The sequence below is a fragment of the Vibrio ulleungensis genome, assembly GCF_016900875.1.
GTDB classification, from domain to species: domain Bacteria; phylum Pseudomonadota; class Gammaproteobacteria; order Enterobacterales; family Vibrionaceae; genus Vibrio; species Vibrio ulleungensis.
The window spans coordinates 490,707-517,704 of record NZ_JAFEUM010000002.1; the positions used below are offsets into that span (position 1 = coordinate 490,707).

Annotated in this window: 29 protein-coding genes; 11 read left to right on the plus strand and 18 right to left on the minus strand. The window is 44.8% G+C overall.

Annotation, left to right across the window (positions count from 1 at the left end; all coding sequences use genetic code 11):
* Positions 1-123: 123 nt before the first annotated feature.
* The 5 genes from purR to JQC93_RS07105 all read left to right on the plus strand — a co-directional run bounded on the left by purR (position 124) and on the right by JQC93_RS07105 (position 3,866).
* Positions 124-1,128 (plus strand): HTH-type transcriptional repressor PurR, encoded by a 1,005-nt coding sequence (purR, locus tag JQC93_RS07085; protein WP_205157765.1) that lies wholly within the window; start codon positions 124-126, stop codon positions 1,126-1,128.
* 143 nt (positions 1,129-1,271) lie between these two features.
* On the plus strand, positions 1,272-1,880 hold the full coding sequence (locus JQC93_RS07090) for a TfoX/Sxy family DNA transformation protein (protein WP_205157766.1): 609 nt from the start codon (positions 1,272-1,274) through the stop codon (positions 1,878-1,880).
* A 109-nt stretch (positions 1,881-1,989) separates the two neighbouring features.
* The gene (locus tag JQC93_RS07095; RefSeq protein ID WP_205157767.1) at positions 1,990-2,676 is read left to right on the plus strand and encodes a TVP38/TMEM64 family protein; all 687 of its coding nucleotides are present in this window, start codon (positions 1,990-1,992) and stop codon (positions 2,674-2,676) included.
* Positions 2,673-2,984: a DUF2007 domain-containing protein gene (locus tag JQC93_RS07100; RefSeq protein WP_205157768.1), complete on the plus strand. Its 312-nt coding sequence runs from the start codon at positions 2,673-2,675 to the stop codon at positions 2,982-2,984. Before JQC93_RS07095 ends, JQC93_RS07100 begins: the two co-directional genes overlap by 4 nt.
* Positions 2,985-3,083: 99 nt before the next feature.
* Positions 3,084-3,866 (plus strand): alpha/beta fold hydrolase, encoded by a 783-nt coding sequence (locus JQC93_RS07105; protein WP_236009387.1) that lies wholly within the window; start codon positions 3,084-3,086, stop codon positions 3,864-3,866.
* 123 nt (positions 3,867-3,989) lie between these two features.
* Here the strand turns inward: JQC93_RS07105 and glgA are convergent, their stop codons facing one another.
* From glgA to JQC93_RS07130, 5 genes are all read right to left on the minus strand, one after another.
* Complete coding sequence (gene glgA / locus JQC93_RS07110) at positions 3,990-5,450, minus strand: glycogen synthase GlgA (RefSeq protein WP_205157769.1); 1,461 nt, start codon at positions 5,448-5,450, stop codon at positions 3,990-3,992.
* Positions 5,450-7,189 carry a GGDEF domain-containing protein gene (locus JQC93_RS07115; protein ID WP_205157770.1) on the minus strand — a complete coding sequence of 580 codons (1,740 nt, stop codon included), beginning with the start codon at positions 7,187-7,189 and terminating at the stop codon, positions 5,450-5,452. Before JQC93_RS07115 ends, glgA begins: the two co-directional genes overlap by 1 nt.
* A gap of 109 nt (positions 7,190-7,298) precedes the next feature.
* On the minus strand, positions 7,299-7,649 hold the full coding sequence (locus tag JQC93_RS07120; protein ID WP_205157771.1) for a DUF3316 domain-containing protein: 351 nt from the start codon (positions 7,647-7,649) through the stop codon (positions 7,299-7,301).
* 181 nt (positions 7,650-7,830) lie between these two features.
* A complete protein-coding gene (locus tag JQC93_RS07125; RefSeq protein ID WP_205157772.1) occupies positions 7,831-8,460 on the minus strand; it encodes a DUF2057 family protein in 630 nt (209 codons plus the stop codon).
* 69 nt (positions 8,461-8,529) lie between these two features.
* The gene (locus JQC93_RS07130; RefSeq protein ID WP_205157773.1) at positions 8,530-9,432 is read right to left on the minus strand and encodes a porin; all 903 of its coding nucleotides are present in this window, start codon (positions 9,430-9,432) and stop codon (positions 8,530-8,532) included.
* 512 nt (positions 9,433-9,944) lie between these two features.
* Between JQC93_RS07130 and dinG the strand changes: the two genes are divergently transcribed.
* The 4 genes from dinG (at position 9,945) to rsmS (ending at position 13,599) form a co-directional block, all read left to right on the plus strand.
* Positions 9,945-12,017: an ATP-dependent DNA helicase DinG gene (gene dinG, locus JQC93_RS07135; RefSeq protein WP_205157774.1), complete on the plus strand. Its 2,073-nt coding sequence runs from the start codon at positions 9,945-9,947 to the stop codon at positions 12,015-12,017.
* 8 nt (positions 12,018-12,025) lie between these two features.
* Positions 12,026-12,799 carry a sulfite exporter TauE/SafE family protein gene (locus JQC93_RS07140; protein WP_205157775.1) on the plus strand — a complete coding sequence of 258 codons (774 nt, stop codon included), beginning with the start codon at positions 12,026-12,028 and terminating at the stop codon, positions 12,797-12,799.
* A 61-nt stretch (positions 12,800-12,860) separates the two neighbouring features.
* Positions 12,861-13,418 carry a primosomal replication protein PriC gene (gene priC / locus JQC93_RS07145; protein ID WP_205157776.1) on the plus strand — a complete coding sequence of 186 codons (558 nt, stop codon included), beginning with the start codon at positions 12,861-12,863 and terminating at the stop codon, positions 13,416-13,418.
* Positions 13,408-13,599 (plus strand): pleiotropic regulatory protein RsmS, encoded by a 192-nt coding sequence (rsmS, locus tag JQC93_RS07150; protein WP_205157777.1) that lies wholly within the window; start codon positions 13,408-13,410, stop codon positions 13,597-13,599. Before priC ends, rsmS begins: the two co-directional genes overlap by 11 nt.
* 135 nt (positions 13,600-13,734) lie before the next feature.
* Here rsmS and JQC93_RS07155 read toward each other — a convergent pair whose 3' ends face one another.
* The 9 genes from JQC93_RS07155 to htpX form a co-directional block, all read right to left on the minus strand.
* Positions 13,735-14,274, minus strand: a complete 540-nt coding sequence (locus JQC93_RS07155; RefSeq protein ID WP_205157778.1) for a DUF3833 domain-containing protein — start codon at positions 14,272-14,274, stop codon at positions 13,735-13,737.
* Entirely contained in the window at positions 14,275-14,859 is a 585-nt protein-coding gene (locus JQC93_RS07160) for a chalcone isomerase family protein (RefSeq protein WP_236009388.1), read from the minus strand. It lies immediately after the preceding gene.
* A 15-nt stretch (positions 14,860-14,874) separates the two neighbouring features.
* Positions 14,875-15,414, minus strand: coding sequence for a DUF2878 domain-containing protein (locus JQC93_RS07165; protein WP_205157779.1), 540 nt, complete (start codon positions 15,412-15,414; stop codon positions 14,875-14,877).
* Positions 15,415-15,422: 8 nt separating this feature from the next.
* Positions 15,423-16,634: an SAM-dependent methyltransferase gene (locus JQC93_RS07170; RefSeq protein WP_205158034.1), complete on the minus strand. Its 1,212-nt coding sequence runs from the start codon at positions 16,632-16,634 to the stop codon at positions 15,423-15,425.
* 139 nt (positions 16,635-16,773) lie between these two features.
* The gene (locus JQC93_RS07175; RefSeq protein WP_205157780.1) at positions 16,774-17,565 is read right to left on the minus strand and encodes a DUF1365 domain-containing protein; all 792 of its coding nucleotides are present in this window, start codon (positions 17,563-17,565) and stop codon (positions 16,774-16,776) included.
* Positions 17,566-17,580: 15 nt separating this feature from the next.
* Positions 17,581-18,867 (minus strand): NAD(P)/FAD-dependent oxidoreductase, encoded by a 1,287-nt coding sequence (locus JQC93_RS07180; RefSeq protein ID WP_205157781.1) that lies wholly within the window; start codon positions 18,865-18,867, stop codon positions 17,581-17,583.
* 50 nt (positions 18,868-18,917) lie between these two features.
* On the minus strand, positions 18,918-19,661 hold the full coding sequence (locus tag JQC93_RS07185) for an SDR family NAD(P)-dependent oxidoreductase (RefSeq protein WP_205157782.1): 744 nt from the start codon (positions 19,659-19,661) through the stop codon (positions 18,918-18,920).
* Positions 19,662-20,081, minus strand: a complete 420-nt coding sequence (locus tag JQC93_RS07190) for a nuclear transport factor 2 family protein (protein WP_205157783.1) — start codon at positions 20,079-20,081, stop codon at positions 19,662-19,664.
* Between the two features lie 391 nt (positions 20,082-20,472).
* On the minus strand, positions 20,473-21,345 hold the full coding sequence (gene htpX / locus JQC93_RS07195) for a protease HtpX (protein WP_205157784.1): 873 nt from the start codon (positions 21,343-21,345) through the stop codon (positions 20,473-20,475).
* Between the two features lie 219 nt (positions 21,346-21,564).
* Here htpX and JQC93_RS07200 point away from each other — a divergent pair, with 219 nt between their 5' ends.
* Positions 21,565-21,735 (plus strand): hypothetical protein, encoded by a 171-nt coding sequence (locus JQC93_RS07200; RefSeq protein WP_205157785.1) that lies wholly within the window; start codon positions 21,565-21,567, stop codon positions 21,733-21,735.
* 84 nt (positions 21,736-21,819) lie between these two features.
* Here the strand turns inward: JQC93_RS07200 and bioD are convergent, their stop codons facing one another.
* The 4 genes from bioD to bioB form a co-directional block, all read right to left on the minus strand.
* A complete protein-coding gene (gene bioD / locus JQC93_RS07205) occupies positions 21,820-22,497 on the minus strand; it encodes a dethiobiotin synthase (RefSeq protein ID WP_205157786.1) in 678 nt (225 codons plus the stop codon).
* Entirely contained in the window at positions 22,497-23,255 is a 759-nt protein-coding gene (gene bioC, locus JQC93_RS07210; protein ID WP_205158035.1) for a malonyl-ACP O-methyltransferase BioC, read from the minus strand. The genes bioD and bioC overlap by 1 nt, the downstream gene beginning before the upstream one ends.
* An 89-nt stretch (positions 23,256-23,344) precedes the next feature.
* On the minus strand, positions 23,345-24,496 hold the full coding sequence (bioF, locus tag JQC93_RS07215) for an 8-amino-7-oxononanoate synthase (RefSeq protein WP_205157787.1): 1,152 nt from the start codon (positions 24,494-24,496) through the stop codon (positions 23,345-23,347).
* Positions 24,483-25,535, minus strand: a complete 1,053-nt coding sequence (bioB, locus tag JQC93_RS07220) for a biotin synthase BioB (protein ID WP_205158036.1) — start codon at positions 25,533-25,535, stop codon at positions 24,483-24,485. The genes bioF and bioB overlap by 14 nt, the downstream gene beginning before the upstream one ends.
* Positions 25,536-25,679: 144 nt before the next feature.
* Between bioB and bioA the strand changes: the two genes are divergently transcribed.
* Positions 25,680-26,963, plus strand: a complete 1,284-nt coding sequence (gene bioA, locus JQC93_RS07225; RefSeq protein ID WP_205157788.1) for an adenosylmethionine--8-amino-7-oxononanoate transaminase — start codon at positions 25,680-25,682, stop codon at positions 26,961-26,963.
* Positions 26,964-26,998 lie beyond the last annotated feature (35 nt).

Below are 26,998 nucleotides of genomic sequence, written 5' to 3' on the forward strand. Positions count from 1 at the left end.
AAAAACCGATATTGTGTGACCCCATAAAAACTAAGCTATTATCTTCACGCAAACGTTTTCTTTTTTGAGTTGGGGTCCTCTTTTACCAACCCCAGCTAATTTTCGCTATTGACAGGAAATACTATGGCAACAATCAAAGACGTCGCAAAACTGGCGGGCGTATCCACCACCACTGTTTCGCATGTGATTAACAAAACTCGATTTGTAGCCGAAAGCACCCAACAACGAGTTATGGAAGCCGTTAAAGAGCTCAATTACGCTCCTTCTGCCGTAGCCCGTAGTCTTAAGTGTAATTCAACACGAACCATTGGCATGCTGGTTACCCAGTCGACCAATCCGTTTTTTGCGGAAGTGGTTGATGGAGTAGAGAGCTATTGTTACCGCCAAGGTTACACGCTCATCTTGTGTAACACAGGCGGAATATACGAAAAGCAACGCGATTACATTCGAATGCTTGCAGAGAAACGCGTCGATGGCATGCTTGTTATGTGCTCTGATTTAACAGAAGAACTGCGTGAAATGCTGGATGCACATAGTGATATTCCTAAAGTGATCATGGACTGGGGTCCTGAAAGCTCTCGAGCAGATAAAATTATCGATAACTCGGAAGAAGGCGGTTACCTTGCAGGTAAATTCCTTATCAAAAACGGTCATACGGACATTGCTTGTCTAACAGGACAAGCCGAAAAGTCAGCATGTATTGAACGTGTCGCTGGCTGTCGCCGTGCCATGGAAGAATCAGGCTTAACACTGAATCCTGAATGGATTTTTGAAGGTAACTTTGAAGCCGACACTGCGGTTGAGATTGCAGATCGCATCGTAAACTTAGAAAAACGCCCGAGTGCGGTATTCTGCTTCAACGACATCATGGCACTTGGGTTAATCAGTCGCCTTGAACAGCGAGGATTAAACGTACCTCAAGATGTATCCGTAATAGGTTACGACAATATTGATCTTGCAGGCTACTTTAGCCCGCCGCTTACTACTGTGCACCAACCAAAGCGTCGTGTAGGCAAAACAGCGTTTGAAATTTTGCTTGAGCGCATTAAAGATAAAGAGCACGAAAAACAAATCTTTGAAATGCACCCTGAGATTGTAGAACGTCAGAGTGTGCGCAACTTAAAGTAACGTCACCCCTCCCAATTTAAAGACCAGCACCCTGTGCTGGTCTTTTTGTTTGCGCGAATTGACGCAGCCCTAACAATAGTTTCATGTTCATCACTTATTCTCAGTAACGCATTAGTACCATCATGCCTACGGAAAAATAAGACATGGATAGAAAGCAGTTAACCCAAGCCTTAAACGTACTCTCCCCTCTTGGTGACACGCTAAAAGCGCGCTCAATGTTCGGTGGATTTGGCCTATTTGTCGACGACGTTATGTTCGCCGTTTTGGTCGACAATGGTATTGCGCTTCGCAGTAATACCGCACTACTCCCTAATTACCTATCATTAGGTATGGTTCCTTATTGTTATCAGAAAAAAGGGTTCCCAGTCACCACTAGCTATTATTTAGTGCCTAAAGCTACCTGTGAGGATATCGACCAGGTTTTGTCTTTGGCGAGAGTGTCTCTCCAGCACGCTAAAAACGACAAACTCGCCTCGGTTCAAAAAAAGAAACGGCTTAAGGATTTACCCAACATGCGTCTAGCCACAGAGCGTATGCTGAAAAAAGCGGGCATTGTCTCAGTTGAACAGTTGCAAAATGTAGGCGCCAGTGACGCGTATAATGCAATCCGTATAAGCCACGACGTCGAGCCAAAGACTCAATTGCTATGGGCACTTGAAGGTGCGATTAAAGGCATGCATTGGTCACTCATTAGCCATGAACGACGCAAACAATTATTAGAGAGAGTGTCGGGTTCTTTGACGAGCGCTTAGATAAACCTCAATTAAAAAGCCAAGCAATACAAAAAGTTTGTATTTCCATGAAATTTTCCACATAGTGCCTCTGTCTACTATGGAAGACGCATCGTCATGGAGCTGTAAGATGAACAAAAAACTATTTCTTGGCCTAATCTTTGTTTTAGTCATTATTGGACTAGGTTATTCATTTGGTGACCTATTCACGTTAGAAAACGCTAAGCAACAACACGAAGCGTTAAAACAAACTATTGCAGATAACTTTGTTCAATCTGCTGCAATCTATTTCGCAGTCTATGTAGCAGTCACTGCATTCTCGATTCCGGGCGCCGCTGTCGTCACACTGCTAGGCGCCGCCCTATTTGGCTTTTGGACAAGCTTGGTGTTGGTGTCGTTTGCCAGTACCATCGGTGCTACCATCGCATTTATTAGCAGCCGCTACTTGCTACGAGACTGGGTACAAAGCAAGTTTGGTGACAAGCTAGGCTCTATTAATGAGGGCATTGAAAAAGACGGTAGCTTCTATCTATTTTCGCTGCGATTGATCCCAGTGTTTCCGTTTTTCCTAATCAATTTATTAATGGGTCTTACACCACTTAAAGTGTCTCGATTCTATTTAGTCAGCCAATTAGGCATGCTGCCTGGCACCATGGTGTATTTGAATGCAGGTACTCAGCTGGCCGAGATTGATTCGTTGTCTGGGATTGCGTCACCAACCGTAATTGGGTCGTTTGTATTGCTGGGCCTGTTCCCGATTATCGCCAAATGGATCATGCAAAAAGTGCGTCCAAATTTGGATGAAAAACACTCATGAAACTCTACAGCGCCGCCAACCCTACCGAAGCGCATCTATTAAGTGAGCTTCTTCGCTCTCAACGTATTCAAGTTGAAGTTCGCGGCGATGCACTTTTCTCGCTCAAGGGTGAACTGCCATTAACCGATGACAGCGACCCTTATGTCTGGTTATTGGACATTACTCAGCAGCATCAAGCAGAAAAAATAGTGCAAGAGTTTGTTAATCAAGCCAACGACACCTCACAGCCCAGTTGGCGCTGTGAACACTGCGGTGAGGAGAATGAACCGCAGTTTGGTGCTTGCTGGCAGTGCTCTACAGCCCATTAAAGACAAACGTTCAATGTGGTAGCAATAGTTAGACAGTGATCCTTTTGGTCCTTTACTACGATATAATGAGAAATAAACTCATTAGGTATTAGAAGAAATATGCTTTATCACAAAATCTATTCACACCCGACCAGTCAAGAGTGGGTCGTGTTTGTACATGGTGCGGGTGGCAGTTCTTCGATATGGTTTAAACAGCTTAAAGAATATAAGCAACATTTTAACTGCGTTCTTATAGACTTGCGTGGACATGGCCGCTCACAATCATCAACGAAAGCGTTCGTTACAAGTCACTACACCTTCAAAATGGTCTCTCAAGACGTTATTGAAGTTCTTAATCATCTCAACATTACCCAAGCTCACTTTGTTGGTATTTCGTTGGGCACCATCATCATTCGAAGCATCGCTGAGCTTGAGCCAGAACGCGTTAAAACCATGGTATTGGGGGGCGCGATAACCCGTTTAAACGGTAAATCTCAATTTTTAGTTAAACTAGGCGACTTAAGTAAAAACGTACTGCCCTATATGTGGCTGTATAAGCTTTTTGCTTATATTGTCATGCCACAGCGAGGGCAAATAGAAAGTCGCCACCTGTTCGTTAGGGAAGCGAGAAAGCTATGCCAAAAAGAGTTCAAACGATGGTTTAAGCTGGCTGCTGACGTAAACCCTATGATGCGGTATTTTAAAGAAAATGAGCTCTCTATCCCGACGCTTTACTTAATGGGCGAGCTTGATTATATGTTTATTGCGCCAGTCAAAGAGATGGTAGCAAAGCATCAACATAGCGCTCTACTCGAACTGGCTGAATGTGGCCATGTGTGCAATGTCGAAAAACCTAAACAGTTTAATCGAGCTTCGATCACGTTTATTCATTCACACTCTTAAAGATTAAGTTTTGCTCATAAAAACGCCGAAGCTGATACAGCTTCGGCATTGTCTATTGGGCAAGCCTCAATTTAAGAGTAAGAGACGTTGTAACAACGGGCACTCAAATTACAGAGCTTTTGATTACCGCGATTTTTGCATTGCTGCTTGATACATGGTGTCGTACTCTTTAGCTGCAATATGCCAACCAAAGTCCGACTTCATGCCCCGCAGTTGCACATCGCTGTACCTTTTTGGATCTTGCAGGTAGAACAAGATGGCGCGCTGCAACGCAATCAGAAGCGCACTTGATTCTGGTGCATCAAATACAACACCCGTTGCATTGTCGCTATCTTGGTCAATATCTTTAACGGTGTCTTTTAGTCCACCAACCCCACGGACCACCGGTAAGGTTCCATAAGCCATACTATATATCTGATTTAGTCCACACGCTTCGAACTCAGAAGGCATCAAAAAGAAGTCTGAGCCTGCTTCAACCAAGTGCGCGTATTCGTTATCGTATGCTTCGACAAACTTAAACTTATCTTGATGCAAATTAGCGTGCCACTCCAAGTCTGTCGCAATTTCCGGATCGCCAGTACCGACGATAACCAGTTGTACATCCAATAACAAAAATTGCTCTAGAATGGGAATAATGTAGTGAAAACCTTTTTGATACGTCAAACGGCACACCATACCAAACATCGGTGCATTGGACTCTGGAAGGCCTAATTTCTGTTGCAGTGCTCGCTTAGAAGCCTTTTTACCCGCTTTTAAACTAGCTTTAGTTGGCTTGTAAGTTTGAGGCAGATAGGCGTCTGTTTGAGGATCCCATTCGCTGTAATCACACCCATTCACAATACCGCTTAAATCCTCACTTCGAGACAAAAAGTCGTTACACAAGCCATGAGACCCTAGTTGAGTTTTCAGCTCTTCAGCGTAATTAGGGCTCACCGCATTGATCTTATCTGCATAGTGAATAGACGCTTTAAGCATACTAATCCCATCGTGACCAACACGTATTCTATCGTCATGAAGGTTCACCAACTCTTGGATGGAAGAGAGTTCAGTTTGCGCAAAATTGCCTTGAAAGACTGCGTTATGAATAGTGATTACAGAACGCATGGACTGATAAAAAGCATCGTGCTGATAGCGCACTTTTAACAATAGCGGGACCAGTCCAGTATGCCAATCATTAGCATGTACGATGGCTGGCTTTAGCTCAAGTTTACTTAGACAATCTAGGCTTGCCGAGCTAAAAAAGCTGAAACGTTCCGCGTTATCAGGGTAAGCCTGATTATTCTCTGCGTACATTTCAGGGCGATTGAAATAGTGATCGTTTTCAATCAGATAAACGCTCACCCCATCGAATAGCATATGCCTAACTTGATATGGCGTATGAGGCCAGTGAGTGAGTTGTGTAGAAAGAACAACGTCACTTTCATGTTGCTCTGTAATTTTTGCGTAAGCAGGAAGCGCTATGGCGACCTCTTTACCTTGCTCTTGTAATGCCTTAGGAAGCGCTTTTGCAACGTCGGCAAGACCACCACTTTTTACGAGACCAGCGAGTTCACTGACCACGTACCAAAGGTCTATATTTTTCATTATGCGTGATTCCCATTACTACGCTGAGGTTCCAAATCTTCCCATAATTTAACACAGTTTCGCCCTGCATGTTTAGCGCTGTATAACGCTGAATCAGCTCGGCTTAAAGCCTCTTTCAAAACACTAGTATGGTCAAGCTCGGTGCCACCAATCGATACACTCATTAACATCGAGACCACTTTATCTTCGGACGAGACTTCAATTTGGCGGGCGGTACGTCGCAAACGCTGTGCGACATCTTCAAGATCGATATCTTTGTCTAAACGGATTAACACCAAAAACTCATCACCACCCCATCGACTCGCGCTGTCGTAGTCTCTGATCATGGTGTTGATGCAATTTGCGACCGACACTAATGCCTGATCACCTTTATCATGTCCCAATGTGTCATTGATTTCTTTGAAGTTATCGACATCAATACACAGAAGTCCAACTCGATGCCTATCTCGGCGAATATGATTGATTTCTTGGCCAAGTTGACGCTCCATACCACGTCTGTTGAGCAGTTCAGTGAGTGAATCGACATTGGCTAGCCTATCCAGTGCTTCTGTACGCTGTTGCACTTTTTCTTCAAGTTCAGCGCGGCTGACTTTAAGTGCTTTTGCCATATTTTCGAAATTATCCATCAACGCGCCGATTTCATCACCTGGCTTGCGTGAAAACACTACCTTAGAGAAATCCGTATTGGGCTGAGTAATGATCCAGGTTTTTTCTTCCAACTCGGTAATGGGGCTGGTCACCCAACGCTGCAGCATCAAGTTTACAATAACTACAAGCAGGATGATGATCCCTCCAAGTACCACATACAGCGAGGTAAACTTACTACTTGGAAATATGACCTCCATATCGATTACCGTTAACTCGTACCAATCGAGCAACTCTATATGGTCTATTACGTAGAGATAACGTTTATTGTTTTGAGTTATGATGGTGCTGACGGTTTTTGATGAGTCTTGAGCCGATATGAGCTCTCTCTTTAACTTCGCATATTCCACATCATTCATGATGTAGTCTTCGATAGGTAACAGTTGATACTGGCCGGTGATGATGTCGTCTTCAAAATAGGGGTCACGTTTACGGTAAATCTGAATGATTTCATCAGCATCAATAAAAATGGTATCGATGCCTTCGTGACGACCACCAAGCAGCGGCTCTAAGCCACGGCTAAACTCCATTCCAGTACCGACAACGCCTATTACCTCGCCATTTTCATCTTTTAATTGATGATCAATCCATAAACGATTGATGTGCAAGTTCTCGTCATAACTACTTAAAATACGTGAAGTTTTTTCTGATTCGACAAAGCGGAAAAACCATCGATCAGTATTTTTGGTGTCATCAAGTTGATAACGAAATAACTGCTCTTCGAAATCGTTGGTTTTATTGTTTGAGTAGTAGCCAAGATTAGCAGTAGACGCCACATAGAAATTGTTGCCTTTAAAGGCCCAGCGATAGGTTTCTAAAAGGGGTTGGATCGCTGCATATAGTTGAGGATCCGTTGGGTTTGCCACCCAGTTTAGTAATTGTGGCTCTTTGGCAAATTTGCGCATCAAACGCGCTTCTTCCATGATAGGAGAAAACGATTTTTCTTGATCGTACTGGGCTATAGCTTCGCCATATTTGACCAAGACGTCCGCCACCACTTCCTCAGCAAATTTTTGCACTGAGTTAAATACCGTCACCTCGATGAAAATCATCATGACGACAAGTAATGCGGTGAACTTTACATTGAGTTTCATTCAAATCCGTTTGAACAGTTTTCCCGTTACTATTGTAACGTTTTTGTAAACACAAAACAAAAGAGCTTGGCACTAGCCAAGCTCTTTCTCATATTCGAATCAAACTACACTATTTCTCATCGCGATAGGTGTAGGAATAACCAATTTCGACCTGTGCAAAATACTCTGTGGTTCCATCATCTGCTTCTTCAGAAATAACGTTCATTTCTGTAGAATCGAGACTCATACTACGACGGTCAATTTTGCGATGTGGTGTTGGTAGGCTTTGCGCCAAATCAATGTCTCGTGTCGCGCTTAATTTTTCAATATAGGCAGCACCGAGAGTTTCAGCTTCAGCTTGTGTTGCAACAGCATCGGACATAAAAATGGCATTTTGGTTAGTATGAATACTTTCCATCTCGCCTGCGAATGCTGCAGAACTCATCAATAGTGCAGCGCTAAGTACTGTAAGTGCTCTCATAACGTATTCCTCACAAAGGTCCACTCCAAAAATGTCGGTGGAAATCTTGCGTGTCCATCTTAATCACACACAAAATATAGGATTTACGTCACACAATTGTAAGGTTGTTTACATTCATTTACACACTTAACGTGATCGTTGACACTAATTTACATTCGAATCGCGTTGAGCCATGCCAGAGTTATTCAATATCGATCAGCCATTTTTTAAAGGCCTTTCTATTTTGTTCATTCAATAGTAAATAATGCTTTTGGGCAGCGTCTAAATCACTTAGCATTTCTGTATCTGAAGTTTCAACTTCACCAACCATGGTCGAAGTCGAAGTGATGATCCCCAAAACCTGGTCTACAATGATATCATTCTTGCTATTGTAATCTTCGACAACCCGCTCAATATCCCCATAAGGAAGCATACCAGGCCTACCTGGGATAAAATTAACAGTATAATCGACTGGCTCGCCATTTTGATCTTCAAGTTTCCATTCTATTTTGTCATTATTAAACGCGTGACTCGCTTGTGCGTACCTCGCATACTTTGGCGCGAATAAGTTAATCGTTGTTTGATTAGACACGTCAATCTCGAATACCTTTACTTCCGACTGAATTCGTTTTTTCTTGTTCCCTTTTTCAGCTAATTGATAAGAGTAGCGAGCCACTAATTGATGTTTGCCAGGTTCAAGATTCACAGTGTTATTACTGTAGGCTACGCCATTAAGTGCCATTGCAGAAATTGGCTTATCAATTACTAGCTCTGCGGCAGATACGTTGGTTGCCACCATTAAGGTGAATATAAAACACGATTTCTTAAACATTTCACATCCTTTTAATACAAAAAGGGTTGCCGAAGCAACCCTTTACAAGTTCAAACCTACAAAGGTTGATTAGAATGACATAGTCATACCGAGTGAACCACCAGCACCGTCGTCTTTAACGTTTGCGATATCGTTACCAGCGTAACCGACTTCAGCGTATAGACCTACTACGTCGTTCAATGCGTAGTTAGTATTCAAGTATACGTTGTAACCAGAGTTATCACCTTGGTTACCATACTGAGTACCTAGATACCAGTCAAGACCTGCTGAGAAACCAACCCAAGCATCAATGATTGATAGTGTATCTGTACCATCTGTATCAGTCGCTGCGTATGAAGCACCTACAGAGAATACGTCAGCAGTGTAAGTACCTTTAACACCATAAACTCTTTCGTCAACACCTAGTTCAGAGCCAACACCAGCATCACCACGTAGGTAAAGACCGCCAAAAGTAGCGTCTAAGTAAAATGCAAAGTTGTCGTCTTTACCACCTTCAATACGGTTAAGGTCGTAAGAGAAACCTGCACCAAATGCTTCACCAGTGTACATGTACACAATGATGTCTTCTACATTAGGTAGTTCACTGTTATCGAAATCAATACCTAGGTCTTTACTTTGGTTGTTACCAAGGTCAAGTACGTGAGAAGTTTGACCAAACTCGATAGTGTGGTTCTGGTAGAATTTAAAACCAGCAACGATATCGGTAGAAACAACGTCACCTGAATCGTATTCCATTTCTAGACCATACTTCAAGAAAGCAGTCCAGTCATCGCTGATTACTGATTCTGCAGCAAAGCCAATTTCCGCACCATCGTATTCAATTTTGGCATCGTCCTCATACGGGTCAAAAACCAATTTCACTTCAAAGTCAGCATCTGTAGTTACAGATACGTTACCTGTGTTCATAAGCTCTGCTGCGTTAACAGAACCAGCTGCAGCTACAACTGCAAGTGCTAATAGAGTCTTTTTCATTTTAATCCACTGCCTTTTTCTTAGAGTTGGGAATTCCATTTCATTCCCTTTTAGTTTTCTTGAGAGCTAATTGAGCAGTTCCACACTGTTCCATCAGCGCCTTCAAAATTCGAAAACAAGATTGCGTCATCTGCTCAAGGTTGTCAACGGCATAAAAAAATAACAACAAAAAAATATAAAGACTTTAAAAACAAGAGCTTGCAGTCACTTTGTTGATCTACAACACTTTTTGCCCCCCTATTTCGAACACTTTTTCAGCGCTCATTTTTCACCCCATTAGAGAGTGATAAACTAAACAAGGTGAATAAATAACACCAAAACAACATAAAATGCCAAAAAAAAGTGATAAGGCACATAATATTTCGTAGTTTAATAACAAGTAAAAATTATTGAAGTTGTGAATATTTTTGTGATTTAGCTCAGAAAAACATTTATTTACCTTCTCTGCAGCCCTTTATTTATGGGGGCTTCAGCTGTGTTATCATGTCCCTAACACAACGCAGGTCACACTAATGCTTAATCCAAACATCCAACAATCTATTCGCAAAAGTTACCAAAACTTACAACATCAGTTACCGCACTTTATTCCTAGAAGAGCGCAAAACTACCTTGTTTCCGAGATTGCAAAGACGCTGGCAGGCCAGTACAACAACGATCACCGCATTTTAGTTGGTGAGGCAGGTACCGGCATTGGCAAATCTTTGGCGTACTTAATGGCCGCTATTCCTGTTGCAAAACAAAACAATCGGAAACTGGTCATTTCTACAGCAACCGTGGCATTGCAAGAGCAGCTGATTAATAAAGACCTACCTCTTTATCGACGACTCACCGATTTTGAGTTTAGTTTTCAATTAGTAAAAGGACGGCAACGCTATTGCTGCGCAGAAAAGCTCGCAATAGCTTCTGGTGCAGACGAAGGCCAACTAGCAATGTTTGAGTTTAAGCCGCAGCAAAGTGATACTGAAACTTTGCAACAGCTATACGATAAATTGAATCAAGGAAAATGGGACGGCGAAAGAGACTCCTTAGAGTCACCGATAAGGGATGAACTGTGGAACTCCATTGTGAGTGATAAGCACAGCTGTAATAACAGTTTGCCTGCACATCGCCACTGCCCGTTCCAAAAAGCTCGCAGTGAACTGGATAGAGCGGACGTGTTGATCGCCAACCACAGCTTGGTGATGGCCGATTTAGATCTTGGGGGAGGCATCATACTTTCGGAACCTAACAATACCTTCTATATCTTTGACGAGGCTCATCACCTGCCTAGGGTCTGTCGTGATCACGCCTCGGCATCAGCCACTTTAAAAGGAGGCGCGTCTTGGTTAGAGTCGTTAACCAAGCAGCTACCTAAGATTATTGGGTTAACAGACGAAAGCCGATCGAGTCGATTTAAAAACGAACTGCAAAGTCAAATTGCGCAACTTATCCCGCAACTTAGCCAACTGAGTAAGCGTTTTGACCCCAATGAATTTGAAGAAGGAGTCTATCGTTTTGAGCATGGTCTCCTCCCTGACTGGCTACAAGCAGAGAGCAAAGAGCTTAAAGGCCACAGTGAAAAAGCACTGCATGCGGTTGGGAAAATTTCGGACCTTATCGCCGAGCGAGTCAAAGATGGTCAAGTCTCTAGCCGACTCGCAGAGCCTGCAATGGCAGAATTAGGTTTTTATATTCACCGTTTAGAAAATTTAACAAAAGTTTGGCAGCTCATGGCAGAACCACCTCGTGATAAAGGTGCCCCACTCGCTCGCTGGTTGGAGTACATTGCGGATAAAGATGACTTTTTGGTCTCTGTTTCGCCACTGGAAGTCGGTTGGCAGTTAGACAGAATGCTTTGGAGTCAGTGTGTCGGTGCAGTGTTGGTATCGGCCACATTACGCGCGCTCAACTCATTCGACTATTTTGCTCGTGAAGCAGGGGTATCGCTGGACGAGAAAGATGGGGTTCGCTATTTGGCCTTAGCATCACCCTTTGATTATCCAAATAACGCCGAGTTATTAGTACCCTCGTTTCCATGCGAGCCACAAGTTGAAGCCTACACAGAGCATCTATCAGAATTGCTCGACACCTGGATAATGCCCGATAAAGCCAACCTGATCCTTTTTTCGTCCTACTGGCAAATGAACAAAGTCGCCGACTCTGTCCAAAAACGTTGGACCAAATTAGGCTGGGCACTGCAAGTGCAGGGAGAAACCTCAAGAAACGCGATTTTGAAACGTCACGGCAAATTGATCAAGCAAGGAAAAACCTCCATTTTGTTTGGAACAGGGAGTTTTTCTGAAGGATTGGACTTACCAGGCGCGCTACTTGAAAACGTCGTTATTACCAAAATACCCTTTGGCGTCCCGACTTCACCTGTAGAACAAGCCCACACCGAATACATCACCGACAAAGGTGGCAATGCATTTATGCAAATTGCAGTGCCTGAAGCCAGTAAAAAGTTGATTCAAGCCGCCGGTCGCCTACTGCGTAAAGAAAAAGATTCTGGTAGAGTTGTGATCTTAGACCGCAGGGTTGTCACCAAACGTTATGGAAAGTTGCTGCTTGATTCGCTGCCTCCTTTCAAGCGCACCATTCATAAATAGAGATCAGTATGGAATTTATTGAGCCAACCACGCTCATCATTTTAGCTTGTGTGGCATTTGCCGCAGGATTTATTGACGCAGTCGCCGGTGGCGGCGGTATGCTGACTGTACCCGCACTGCTTTCATTGGGGCTACCTCCCCATATCGCGTTAGGCACTAACAAACTCGCGGCAACGTTTGCCTCTTCTACGGCGGCCATCACTTACTATAAGAAAAAGCTGTTTGATCCTACTCTTTGGAAAAGTGCGTTTATCGCGACTTTGATTGGTGCGACGGTAGGGACCCTTATTGTTGATCTCATTTCTACTGAGCTATTAGAGAAGTTCTTACCACTGGTCATTCTCGCGGCTGCAATGTACACCGTGTTTCACAAATCACATGATGCCAACACCAACGTGCTACCGGAGCCGAGTAAACGACATACCAAGCAGCAATGGCTACAGGGATTAAGTTTGGGGTTCTATGACGGTGTCGCGGGACCAGGTACTGGGGCATTTTGGACCGTCAGTAGCATGGCGCTATATCGTATTAATATATTACTTGCGTCCGGCCTAGCAAAAGCGATGAACTTTACCAGTAACTTCACCTCACTGGTGACTTTTGCCATTTTAGGCCACATAAACTGGGTCTTAGGGTTAACCATGGGAGTCTGTTTGATGGCTGGCGCTTATTTTGGCGCGCATTCTGCGATCAGGTTTGGCGCCAAATTCATTCGCCCCGTGTTTGTCACTGTTGTTAGCGTATTAGCCATAAAGTTGGCGTTTGAAGCTTGGTTTATTTAAGCTGCGAATATGCGCTTGTTGCATGCGCAAACCGAGAACACTTTTGTCATAAAGGTCGATAATGAGCAATGTCATGGTCAACAAACTGTCAGCGTTATCTCAGTCACTGAAAATCCAAGCGCAGACGTTTGATCAAAATAACCCTCCACGTTCGAAAATGGCCTTTGATGACTGGGTGTTTAACCACAGCCACCGCGTCCTCACCCCGTATTTTAGCGAGATAGAGCATAATATTGCTGAGCTATCACGCTGCGTAGAATTGCAACAGATTGAAGAAGTTGAATACTTAGGCGAGATCGTTGAGAACCAATTGAGCGCAGTAATAAAGCTTCTTCACAATCCAGTAGCCCTTTACCAAGCTAAGCCGACCACGACCTTATATGACGAGCTCCATCAGCTCAAAGTTTGGGAGGCGCGCCTTACCACATTGGTTTCAACGAAACGGCAAGAGTTTCACCGTTTTGGCCGTGCCCCTCATGCCGAATCCGCACTACTCGCAACAGAACAGCGACTAATGAGGTGCCAACGAGCTATCGAACAGCTTAAAAATAAATTGCCAGAACGAGAAGAGAATCGAGAACAACAGAACTACGCACGAGACGACAAACATGAGCGATGAAAACACCGAAGATGGCGTGAAAGCGAATAACCACCCTTTGCAATCCGCACCTAAAGATGTGCAACTTGCGGTTGACCTTATTTATCTTTTGGAAAGCAACAATATTGATCCTGCTACAGCACTAAGCGCTTTGGAGATGGTCAATGCAGACCTATTGAGAAAGCTATCCGAAACACGCTAGTAAAATCCCATTTAGCCGAATTACAAGGCTGCAACGGCTAGTCTAAGGTAAAAGGCCAATGAAGGAGTTTGTGTTTGCTTTAACCGTGCACACTAGCCTCTCTGCGCTCTTATACGCTCGCCTGGCAATCTCTGGTTACTGCTTTTGAAAAAATAACGTTAGAGTCGCCACTTCAATGCCAAACTTTCTTATCGAGGTCAAATTGAACACGTGTTTATCGTCTTGGCGGTAAAGCCAATCGTCAAAATACACATTGATGGTTGAATCTCCATAAGGAAGCTCGAAATCATAAGACCAACGTAATGCGTTTCCTTGCTCTTCGCCACTTGCCTCGCCAATGATGTCTTCAGCTCGACCACTGTAACGGCCATTAGGAAGTTTTGTTATAACCCAAATTCTCTGATCAATCTCACCGTCATCAAACACAAAATCTTCAACCAGCGTTAAGGTGTCTCCGTCGACAGTACCTTTAAGAGCTACATCAAAACGACGCGTCTGCTTTCCGCTTCGTTCTTGGATCATACCCCATGCGGCTGTATCGCCTTCGAAGTACTCAAACAAATCAAAATTCGGACCGGCTTCTCTGTATTCAGTGAGGTCAGCGCTACAGCCAACCAAGAGCATTAACCATCCTAAAGCAAGCAGACTAAGTCCCTTTTTTCGTATAGTAGTCATCTATTTTTTCCCTATTAAAGCCAAACGATGGTCTGGATATTCCGTGTTGGGTGATAACCAAATAGCAAGAAAAGCATCATTGAACTGTTCAGAGTCTATTTTTCCCAAGGCAGTAAATGGCGCAAATTTTCTGGAAAAATAAAACTCGCCGCTTTGTCCATCTGTCACGTACAACAAGCGGTCATCTTCTTTTACTCCAGGGAACAGCGTCGTTAATCGGCTAGCCCAACGATTCGCCAATGCCGGTTCAACACCTTGCAGAAGCCACTGCTTTACCGTTGCGCTGACCAATTGATCACTGCTTATCGAACGTTCATAACGGATTTGAAGTGCAATAGGGTGAGGTGTCACATCATCGCCCACTTGGTACTGACCATCAGGAGAAAGCAATCTTGACGTGTAAATATCGAAGAACAGTACATTTAAGTCAGCTTCTCCGACCATTTTCCACTGTTGCCATTGCTCGCTCACAGGCTGTTTGGCTGCATCGCTTGCAACGGACACATTTGCGCCAAACGTCAGCAAAGAAACAGATACTGCAAAAGCAATCGAGCGAATAAGGGATGTGAGGTGACAAGTTGCCATAGTGAGTTGCTGCGTTTAAATAGGATTGTTCTCTTTGTACGCAGTGCGCTGGCGATCGGATCTCATTTGGATTTGATTAATTGTAACAATAATGGCGGATAACACTGTCCATGCAGCAACAAGCGCTATCGATGAATGCCATATACCCCAAGGCAATTCAACAGCACCAAAGCGAGCACCTGCGATATAACTTAATGTGCCGCCACCAGCGCCAAAAATGACGACTATCAACGGCTTCACTTTTTGGATAACTGGCTTCATCATCACCGCATACCAAGCGAACATACACCATAACAACACTAACCAACTTGGCAAACCGATAATGGTAGCCGCTTCAAATTGGAAAACACCCACTCGAACATGGATAAAATCAATCGTTAGTCCAAACCCTAATAAGGCGACTAACTCAAAAGAGATAACGCGGTTGCGCCAGCTCCAAAGGTACGTGGCGACAACCAGGATAAGCAGCGGCCATATCAACGTTTCCCGTCCCAACACGGCCATAAACCATAAAAGCTGAAACCAGATGGAGCCAATAATGACTGAACGTTGCATAAGTCCCCCTACGAGGCCGCTTTATCAAAAGTAAGTTGAACGGTGCTGATGCTTTTCGCGCGAAAGCCCCCTTCACAATACGCTAAGTAATAGCGCCACATCCGGATGAAACGCTCGTCATAGCCTTGCGATTTAACAGACTCTATCGACAAGTTAAACCGTTTGTCCCAGTCTGCTAACGTTTGAGCGTAGTCGAGGCCAATGTCATGCAGATCCCTCAACACCAACTGACTGTATTCTGTTGTAGAGGCCAATAAAGACGTCGTCGAGGGTAAAAAACCACCAGGGAAGATGTATTTTTGGATAAAATCAACATTGCTGCTGTAGTGGTCATAACGTTGATCCGCAATGGTGATCGCTTGAATCGCCATCTTGCCACCCGGTTTCAATAGTTGATTACATTTTTCAACATAGGATTTTAGAAACTGTTTACCGACCGCTTCTATCATCTCAATCGACACTAGCTTGTCGAATTGCCCTTCAAGATCTCGATAGTCCTGCTCTAAAAGGGTAATGCGGTCTTCTAAACCCAACTCGTGTACACGCTGTTTGGCATAAGCAAGTTGCTCTTTTGAAATGGTCGTCGTTGTGACATGGCAACCATAGTTCTGTGCCATATAAATGGCCATAGCGCCCCAACCAGTCCCAATCTCTATCACGTGCTCACCGTGTTGCAAGTTAAGTTGCTGACAAAGACGATCCATCTTGTTGACTTGAGCCTGCTCTAGTGTGTCTTGTGTGCTTTTATAAATAGCTGATGAATATAACATCTTAGAGTCTAAAAAAAGCTCATATAGGTCGTTGCCTAGGTCATAGTGTGCGTGAATATTTTTCTTAGAGTTGGCCTGCGTATTTCGATTCAGCCAATGGGCAACTTTGTATGCGGATTTCTTGATCCAACTGGATTTTTGACTAATCGCATCGAGTGTCGCTAAGTTGAGCGCCATCAACTCCATGACTTGAGCCAAGTTAGGACTGCTCCACCAACCGTCCATGAAAGCTTCACCAGCAGCAATACTGCCGCCTGTAAGCATTCTACGATAAAAATCTGGATGATGTACTTCTATGGTGACAGACAAAGGATGATCACTGTCTCCAAAAACCTGCGTTTGTGTGCCCTCACCCTGAATAAACTGCTCAATCAACGTAATGCTGCCATGTTGTAGGAAAGCCATTTTTGACAGCATGAGTTGTCTTGCAGCGGACTGCATACGGCTCATCCCTGCGTGTACGCTTCCGACCTCTACAGATCCAAGTTGGCTACGTTCGTTGAGTGTTGCACTTTTTGTTTGGGTGGATATTGACGACATAGTACTTCCCTTTATTGTCATGCAGGTTTTTGTTAATAATTGGCTGTAGCTATTTTTGTTTCGCTGGGTGGGTGTATAAAGGAACCCCTTTTCTCCACAGCTTGAAAGCGTGCCAATAAATACCAATGACTACTTTTACTGTTAAAACAGGCATTTTGATCAACTGCCACACCAAGTTTTTTGAATTAAGTGGTTCTGCTTTGAGTTTCAGCGTTGCATCAAATACCTTGCTGGTACTCAATGGCGGTTCATCTTCGCCAGCGCGGTTGGCCGCTGGCTTATGACACTCTAAGTGCACCATGAGAGTGTTGGTTAACGGCTTGAGTTTCCACCGATAGCGTTGGTCTACGGGATTAAAAGGCGACACGTGAAAGGCTTTCTGTTGCTGCCAATTCATGTGATCAATCCCAGCATCGGCATTCACAGCGTAGTAATGGCGCTCGTTCCACGGCGTGTTGCTGACCTCCGCCAACATATAGCGCCACTGCCCGCTCTCGTCGTAGAGGTAGTAAAAGTTGACTGGACTGAAGTAGAGACCCAAGTATCGAAGGTGGCACACCATCTTGACCGTTCCGTCGATCTTCTCACCAGTCAACGCATACACTTTGTTTTGAACTGCTTGTTTTATATCGCCTGTAGAGCCGACATAATCGGAGCGCTTAAATCGTGCCCAATGCCACCAACGATACCCAAATCCCCATACGTTCTTGGCTAGGTCATCGAGTTCATCCACATCAATACAAGGCATAAACAATGGATAATCTAGGTGATGAGATTGAGGCGTAAAGCGCCTATGTGAGACTCTCCCTACCATTAATGTGCTGTTACCATCACTACTCATCAGAATCTCCTGCTATCAAGCAACGCCTCGAGGTGCATCGGTGGTTTGTAAAGAACGCTCAAGCTCTTCAACAACATCTAATGCGCTGCGTACGCCATCTTCATGAAAACCGCTGTGCCAATACGCGCCAGCAAACCACAGTCCATTCACCCCTTGAATTTCATCTCTGCGCAGCTGTGCAGCTCTAGACTCAAGCGTAAACACCGGATGATCGTAACTAAACGTCCTAATGACTTTGCTTTTATCTATACGTTCGCTGCTATTAAGAGAGACACAGAACGTGTGTTCGCTCTCTATGTGCTGAAGTATATTCATGTCGTATGTAAGGGCGGGCTTTCGCGCTGCCTGACCCTTTTGTCCATCTAGGTAGTAATTCCAAGATGCCCAAGCGGCTTGACGCTTTGGTAGTAAAGAAGTATCGGTGTGCAATATAACTTCATTTGCTTGATACGCCATATCTCCTAGGATTTCTCGCTGAGCGATACTCGCCGACTCACCCAAAATAGCCAAAGCCTGATCAGAATGGCAGGCAAAAATTACCTGATCAAAACGCTCTGTTTTGCCGTTAGAAGTCACTGATACGCCAGCACTGTCGGTTTCTACACGCTCAACAGGACTGTTAAGCCTGATACGGTCTTTAAAACCTTGAGTCAGCGGTTCAATATAGGCTTTGGAACCACCATCAACGACGTACCATTGAGGACGATTCTTGATATCAAGAAGTCCGTGGTTTAGGAAGAACTGCAAAAAAAAGCGCAGTGGGAATCCTCGCATATCGGCCAACGTTGAAGACCAGATAGCAGCGCCCATAGGGAGTATGTAGTTATCACAAAAGTAGTCACTAAATTTGTGAGTCTGCAAAAAATCGCCTAGCGTTTCAGATGTGACTGTATCATCGTGTGCTGACGCTTTAGCCAGTTTGTTAAACGCAAGTATCTCGCGGATGAAGCTGTAAAACCGAGGATTGAACCAGTTTCGTTTTTGCGCAAACAAGGTGCTTAGAGAGTGACCGTTATACTCTAATCCGCTGCTGTCGTTGCGGATGCTAAAGCTCATTTCAGTTGGCGTACCGGTTACGCCTATTTCGTTCATCATTTTAATGAACCGAGGGTAAGTTCGGTCATTGTAAACAATAAAGCCGGTATCGACGCGATAGTCCTTATCATGCCACTCAAAATCGATTGTGGCTGTATGGCCGCCAATGTAATCGCCCGCCTCAAACAAGGTAACATCATGCTGTTTGTGAAGATAATAGCCGCTCGTTAGCCCTGAAATCCCTGTCCCGATTATTGCAATTTTCATCTGATTGTCCTCAATTCTGTCTGATGGTGTTTGGGAGAAGCTCGCATCGCTTATGGCTGTTTTAATAAACGCCCAATAAGTGCGTGTTGCCAGCTGTATGGCAACGTCCCTAACAATCTAATAATGCTGGTAAAACGTCGCGGGAAGTAGAGATTACTCTTTCCTTTACTCAAACCATCAATCAAAGATTTAGATGCCTGCTCAACTGAGATGATCATTGGCATGGCGAAATTATTTTTATCTGTCAGAGGTGTTTCCACAAACCCCGGGAATATGGCCGACACATGAACTTGCTTAGCTGCGAGGTCCATGCGTAAGGTATGAGCGAGATATTTTACTGCGGCTTTTGATGCCCCATAAGCTTCGGCTCTAGGCAGTGCGAGTTCACTCGAAATCGAGCCCACGATGGCCAATCGATGTCCTGCTGTAAATTGGTCCTGAATGGCTTCAATACAATTACTTAACCCAATGACATTGACAGTAATAACGCGTCGAAACAGCGCGGCGTCCATGACACCGTCATCTATATATTCGCAGTCACCCGCATTGAGCACCCACAGCGTTGGGCAGGGCTCTAATCCGCTGAGAGCTTCTCGGCACGCTTTTGCATCTGTGATATCAAAGGCTAAAGTCGCAATGTTCGGAAATTTAAGCGCAAGCTCTGCAAGCTTAGCTTGATTGCGTCCACACGCGACTACGTTCCACCCTTTCTTGGCGTAATCTTGAGCAACCTGCTGGCCAATGCCAGACGTCGCTCCGGTGACCAATACGGTCTGATGATTTATCTCAAACATCTACTGACCCAATCTCTGCTTGATGGTTCGGATTACACTGCCTAGAACAGGTAAGTTTTCATACAGCATCTCTCCCATGTCGAAATAGTCACGGTGATGGATCACTTTGCCTTCAGCGAATTTGATGTGACTTACGCCTTGAACCGCGACCGACTTCCCACCCTTGAGCTTTGGGTGAGACAAATGCATCGTCCACACTAAAAAGCCGCAAGCGTCAGACTGATGCTCACTGTGTATCTCGAAGTCACAGCTGTTCACGTTGAGATAAAGATTCTCAAAGTAACGTTGTAGATTGCTCCAACCGTTAATAGTGTGCGCTGAGTCCTCAAAAATAACTTCTTGGTGGTAGATGTCTGAAAGTGAGTTGAGATTGTCCTTACTCAACTTACTGTAGACTTGAGAAACCGTTGAAATGTCCATTTTCATATCCTAAGTGTTTGCTTCTGTAGTTATCTACGAATCAAAGAGAGCTTTTGGATCAATTGGTTAGTAAAAAAAAACCTTTTACCCTTTAGGGGTACTACATTGTTGCCAACAGCACCACTTTTTTATGCAATTTCTTGGCGATTCAACGCACTATGCAGGGGTATTTTAAGCCGCACTGTCTAAGGCTTCGACAGGCTCTCATCGGCGCAAAAATGACAAAATCATTGAATAAATAATCCACAGCACGAGAGAAACCGTTAATGCTAAAGATAATGAGAGTTATGTTAGGTAATGAGTGGATTGATGATAAATATCTGAAAATTGAGGCAAAAAAGGGCATTTACATCGACAGTAAATGCCCCAATTTATAGGTTAACTCGTAAATTTAGAAATTACGACGGCTACGCAACGCATCTATGCGTTTGTCTAGCGGTGGGTGAGTCATCAGTAACTCACTCAAGGTTTGCTGTTTACCGTTAATGCCGAACGCCATCATAGAGCCTTCAAGTTGCGGCTCGTAGCTTACTTTAAGCTTTTCAAGTGCTGCAATCATCTTGTGACTGCCCACTAGTTCAGCAGCACCCGCATCAGCAGCAAATTCGCGTTTACGGCTGTACCAGCGTGTTAGGAAACTGGCCAATATACCAAACACCATTTCTAGGACAAAAGAGACGCCGAAGTAGACCATCATGCTGCCGCCACCATTTTCATCACGATTGCCTGCCACGATATTGGCAATAAAACGTGATAAGAATATTACGAAGGTATTTACGACCCCTTGCATTAGGGTCATCGTGACCATGTCACCGTTAGCGATGTGACTGACCTCGTGTGCTAGTACAGCTTCGGCTTCATCTCGTGACATATTGCGCAGTAGACCCGTTGATACGGCAACCAATGAGTCGTTGCGCTTGGCCCCTGTGGCAAACGCATTAATGTCTGGAGAGTCATACACCGCCACCGTCGGCATGCCAATACCTACTTTCTGAGATTGCTGCTTTACTGTTTCGATTAGCCAGTGTTCTGTTTCGTTGCGAGGACTATCGATTACTTGTCCACGAACTGAGCGAAGAGCAATCGATTTGGACATCATTAGCGAAATAAATGACCCGCCAAATCCAAATAGTGCTGCAAAGACTAACAAGCCGGATAAACTGCCTGGCTCAACATCTGTTACTGCATAAACAATGTTTAATACGACGCTTAGCACTAGCATTACCGCTAAGTTAGTCGCCAAAAATAAAGCAATACGCTTCATTGAATCTCTCCACAATCATTTTACTTATGTGTATATATTGGCGCGCTATTTCGAAGTTACAAGGTCTAGTTACAATATGATACTAAAATGAACGTTCTAACTCTTATAAACGGTGCGCCTAACTATGCTTAGACTTTGGTCTTATTGCTCCTCACGTATGGGGTGGTAAAGTCAGGTCACAAGACAGAGAGCAATAGATTCTCGACAAGGAGAGATAATATGGAAGCCAATGCAAGCCATCAAATGGCCATCGATTTACTTATGTGCCATCTTGGAATTAGCGAAGAGGAAGCGGCCGCGCAATTGGGTCTTGAGGATCGTGCTCAGCTTCAACAACAGCAAATTGCAGACGTTCAAGCCGCTTTTATGGGACTAGAAGAAAACAACTAACACCACCCTATAGTCAGAACATACCCTTTAACAAAAAACCACGCATTTGCGTGGTTTTTCAATTGTTGGTGTCAACAAAATTGATTATAGAATCAGTGTTAAATCGATATGCTTGCTCAAATCACGCTTTTTGACGCTCGGCATGTAAGGGATCTCCCCCAACTTGGGAGCATTGATTTTCTGCTCTAGCATAGTGATTATTTCGCGGTAGTGTTTCTCACCTGGGTTCACACGATTCGCCACCCAACCAACAATATTAAGGCCATCCCGCTCGATGGTTTCCGCCGTTAACATCGCATGACTTAAGCATCCCAATTTAACACCTACCACCAATATGACCGGTAAGTTGTGCTGTTGAACCCAACTAGACAGGCATTCACTGTCCGATACTGGCACTCTCCATCCGCCAGCCCCTTCAACCAATACGAAGTTGGCTTGCTGTTTCAGCTCTTGGAGTTGATTCGATAGTACGATCTCATCAATATTAACGCCTTCCAACTTTGCCGCTATGTGTGGCGAACAAGGCTCTAAAAGCGCGTAAGGATTTACCTTGTCATAGGCAACGGACACATTAGCGGCGTCTTGCAAATGCAGTGCATCTGAGTTTCGATTGCCTTCCGGAGTAACCTCACAACCCGCAGCGACAGGCTTGTAGCCAATGGTTGTCATACCCATTTTATCCGCAGCTTGCAAAATCGCTTTTGAAACTACCGTTTTGCCGACATCGGTATCCGTTCCAGCAATAAATAGCGTGTGTGTCATTAAAGAATTCCTAAACAGACTTGATAGGTTGCAGGGAGACCATCTGGTTGAGCAAATCGCTGATAATAACGCTCGACATCACGTAGAGTTTCTCGCGAAGTTAGCCCTGTACTGCGGCCATCTACATGTGTTGCACCAATACCTTTTAAGTCTTTCATTAGACTCAATGCACTGCTGTACCAGATCACAAATTGACGACAGTGTAATGAGTTGTCCCATGGAGAAACTTGCTGTAACGCAATTTTTATCTTATTTGTATGACAAAAAGTATTCACATGTTGATGTTGGTCAATTTCAGCCCACGCTTGTTTCAACTCGTATAATGACCCTTCACTTAGACTGGTAAAAAGCGCTTGTCGGTTTGGTTTAAGCACCCTCTTCATTTCTTTTAGCGGATGCGAAAGCTCGGTACACCATTGCAAAGCCAAACTACTGACAACACCATCAAAGCTATGATCAGCAAAAGGTAAACACTCTGCATCAGCTTGTACAAAACGTGTTTGTGTTGAGGAAAGCCTTGCTTTTGCCTGATCGAGCATCGCTTGAGATAAGTCGACGCAGGTTACATGTGCTCCCCGCTCAATCAACTGCTGAGCTACATATCCGGTGCCGCAACCGAGATCGAGAAAATGCAATCCAGTGAGATCGCTCGCCACTTCTGACATAAGCCAATCGGCAACGTCACGTTGAAATTGCGCATGGGCATCATACGTTTTTGCTGCGCGATCAAAGGCGTGACTAATTGCCTCTTTCGCCATACTCGATTGCGTCAGGTATTCATCGCGCAAATCGACGACAATGCTATCAATGTGGTTTTGAGCCTCTGCTTCGATACAACTGACCACAGTTACTCCTCTACAACTTGATTGAGGGCTTGGCACAACGTTTCAACCTGTTTATCGCTATGCGCCGCCGTTACAGTGATACGCAACCTAGCAGTATTAGGTGGAACAGTAGGCGGTCGTATTGCCGTCAATGCAATACCATGCTGTCGCATCGCACTTGCCACGGCGACCGCTTGATCAGCATCCCCAATGATGAATGGTTTAATGGGTGTGGACGTATCCACATAGCCTGCTAAATGACCCAATTTATGCCCAATTCTATCGCTATGCTCCGCAAGTTTTTCCCTTCGCCATGTCTGAGACTGGATCATTTTGGCCGCATGATTTAATGCAAAGGCTTGCGCTGCAGGAAAGGCCGTAGAATAAACATGATGCTTGGCAAATTGCGTAAGGTAGTCGCCCACTGAGTGGTTACACATAATTGCAGCCCCAGACAAACCAAACGCTTTACCAAAGGTCACAATCAGTAAATCGGGACGCACATTGGCTTGCTCACAACTGCCGCCACCAGTCTCGCCCAACACGCCAATACCGTGTGCATCATCAACCGCCAGCCACGCCTGCTGGTCTGTCGCTTGTTGCAACTCAGCAAGAGGCGCCCGATCGCCATCCATGCTAAACACACCTTCAGTAACAACCAGCGCTGGACCAGACTTAGCTGCGTTAATACGCTCTCTTAGATGCGCTACATCATTGTGCCGAAAACGCACCATTGTCGCGTCACACAACTGCCCTGCTTCCATCAACGATGCGTGATTAAGCTTGTCTTGGATCAGCGTGTCGCCTTGGTGCATTAACGAAAATAGCAGCGCTTGATTAGCGGAAAAGCCCGAGCTAAGCAGTACCGCTCGATCAAAACCTAACCAATCGCACAACGTATCTTCCAGTAGTCGATGCGCATTAGAGAAGCCAGACACCATCGGCGAAGCTGCGCTTCCGTTACCGTAAACGTCTATCCCTTGCTGAAATGCCTTTTTAAGCTCCGGATCGTTTGCTAAGCCCAAATAGTCGTTATTGGAGAAGTTGAGTAAGTTACGTCCTGCAATGCTTACCGTGGTGGAGTTTCCTCCATCACACGGGGTCAGAGTGCGTGTCAGCCCCTTTGAGTGACGCGCATCAAGTGCCTGTTGAATTCGCTCGTTAAACGCTGGCATCGTAGAACAAATCGTTCTTAGTGGGCCTTGACGCCACGCGCTCTACGACCTGATCCAGTAACTCGCTCTCTTGGACTTCATCGGGTTTTTGAGCCTTTTCAACACTGTTAATGCCCAGCTTTTTAAACAGCAACATATCGCTGTCTTCATCTGGGTTTGGAGTAGTTAATAGCTTGCAGCCATAGAATACTGAGTTAGCACCTGCCATAAAGCAGAGCGCTTGCATTTGCTCGTTCATTTTCTCGCGGCCAGCCGACAAACGAACCGCAGAATGAGGCATCATGATTCGCGCACAGGCGATCAGTTTAATAAAATCAAAGGGTTCAACGTCTTCGGCATTTTCTAGCGGTGTGCCCTTTACCTTAACCAACATATTGATAGGGACACTTTCTGGGTGGACGGGTAGGTTCGCCAACTCCATAAGCAGTCCTGCGCGATCGTTTACTCCTTCGCCCATTCCTATGATACCGCCAGAGCAAATTTTCATGCCCGCGTCGCGCACATGGGACAGGGTATCCAAGCGATCTTGGTATGTCCGAGTCGTTATGATGTTGCCGTAAAACTCGGGAGAGGTATCCAGATTGTGGTTGTAATAATCAAGGCCCGCATCTGACAAGCGCTCTGCTTGCTCAGGTGTGAGCATACCTAGCGTCATACAGGTTTCTAGTCCAAGGTCTTTTACACCTTTAATCATGTCTGAAAGAAGCGGCATGTCTCTTTCTTTGGGGTTTTTCCAAGCCGCGCCCATACAAAAACGGGTTGAGCCAGACGCTTTGGCTTTTTGAGCAGCATCCAAAACGCGCTCGACTTCCATCAATCGCTCTTTATCGATATCGGTGGTGTAACGAGCACTTTGCGGACAATACTTACAATCTTCAGGGCATGCGCCGGTTTTTATCGACAGCAATGTGCTCACTTGCACATAGTTGTGCTCCTGATACTGGCGGTGCACAGTTTGAGCCTGATACAGCAAATCCATAAATGGGAGATCAAGAAGCGCATTTACGTCTTCCAATGTCCAGTCGTGCTTGAGTTCCAAATTCGCTTCCACAATGCGTCCTTTCTTATGATTTTCGTTTTAATATTGGCTAGTCTACCGAGAGTAGGTAGACTGTCAACTTTCATAGAACACAAAAAGTTTACAGGTGGTTAAAAGTCCACCGATTGTAATTTGGAATTTTACATGGATTTAGAGTTTGACCGCCAGCATATCTGGCATCCCTACACCTCTACCTTATCTCCTCTGACCTGCTATCCAGTGGTCAGCGCCAAGGGTGTACATCTTCATTTAGAAGATGGAACGACGCTGGTCGATGGCATGTCATCGTGGTGGTCAACCATCCACGGCTATAACCACCCTGCTCTTACTCATGCCGCAAAAGATCAGCTGGATAAAATGTCACACGTTATGTTTGGTGGTCTTACGCACCAACCCGCCATTGAGCTAAGCAAAAAATTGTTAGCAATGGCACCCAACAACCTCGAACAAGTGTTTCTCGCCGACTCGGGATCTGTCGCGGTAGAAGTCAGTTTAAAAATGGCCCTGCAATACTGGCACAGTAAAGGAGAGCGCCGTTCGAAATTTGTGTCACTTCGTCATGGCTATCACGGAGATACGTTCGCGGCGATGTCAGTGACCGATCCAGACAACTCGATGCACTCGCTGTATAAAGGTTTTTTGCCAGAACACTTGTTTGTCGACTCTCCCTCTTCTGTATTCGGCGGAGAGTGGGATCCATCAGATATAGACCCCCTAAAAGCACTGCTGGCTGAGCGAAATTCAGACATTGCAGCCATTATATTAGAGCCTATCGTTCAAGGCGCTGGAGGGATGCGCTTTTATCACCCAAATTATCTAAAAGAAGTTCGTGCCCTGTGCGATCGCTACTCGATCTTATTGATCTGTGATGAAATAGCTACTGGCTTTGGTCGCACCGGTAAACTGTTTGCGGTAGAACACGCTGATATAAAGCCCGATATTTTGTGTGTCGGTAAAGCGCTAACCGGTGGTTACATGACGCTTTCCGCGACGCTCACCAGCAAGCAAGTAGCCGATATCGTTTGTGGCGGTGAGGCAGGATGCTTTATGCACGGTCCAACTTTTATGGGTAATCCCCTAGCGTGCGCCGTCGCGTGTGCAAGCCTTGAACTCATCGAATCTGGACAATGGCAGTCGCAAGTACGCGACATTGAGCAGTTCCTTAAGCAGAAAATGCCAGCTCTGCTAGAGTGTGAGTATGTTCATGATATCAGAGTGTTAGGTGCTATCGGAGTGATTGAAGCTACGCATCCAGTCGCGATGGAATCCATACAAGCGTTTTTTGTAAAACAAGGCGTTTGGGTCCGCCCATTTGGAAAACTCATCTACATAATGCCACCTTACATCAGCAGTGAGTCCGATTTACGCTTGCTGATAGAGGCTATTGAAAAAGCGGTTTCCAACAAACAACATTTCGTGATCAACTAACACTACCTCGCTAATGCAAGGGGTCATAACGACCC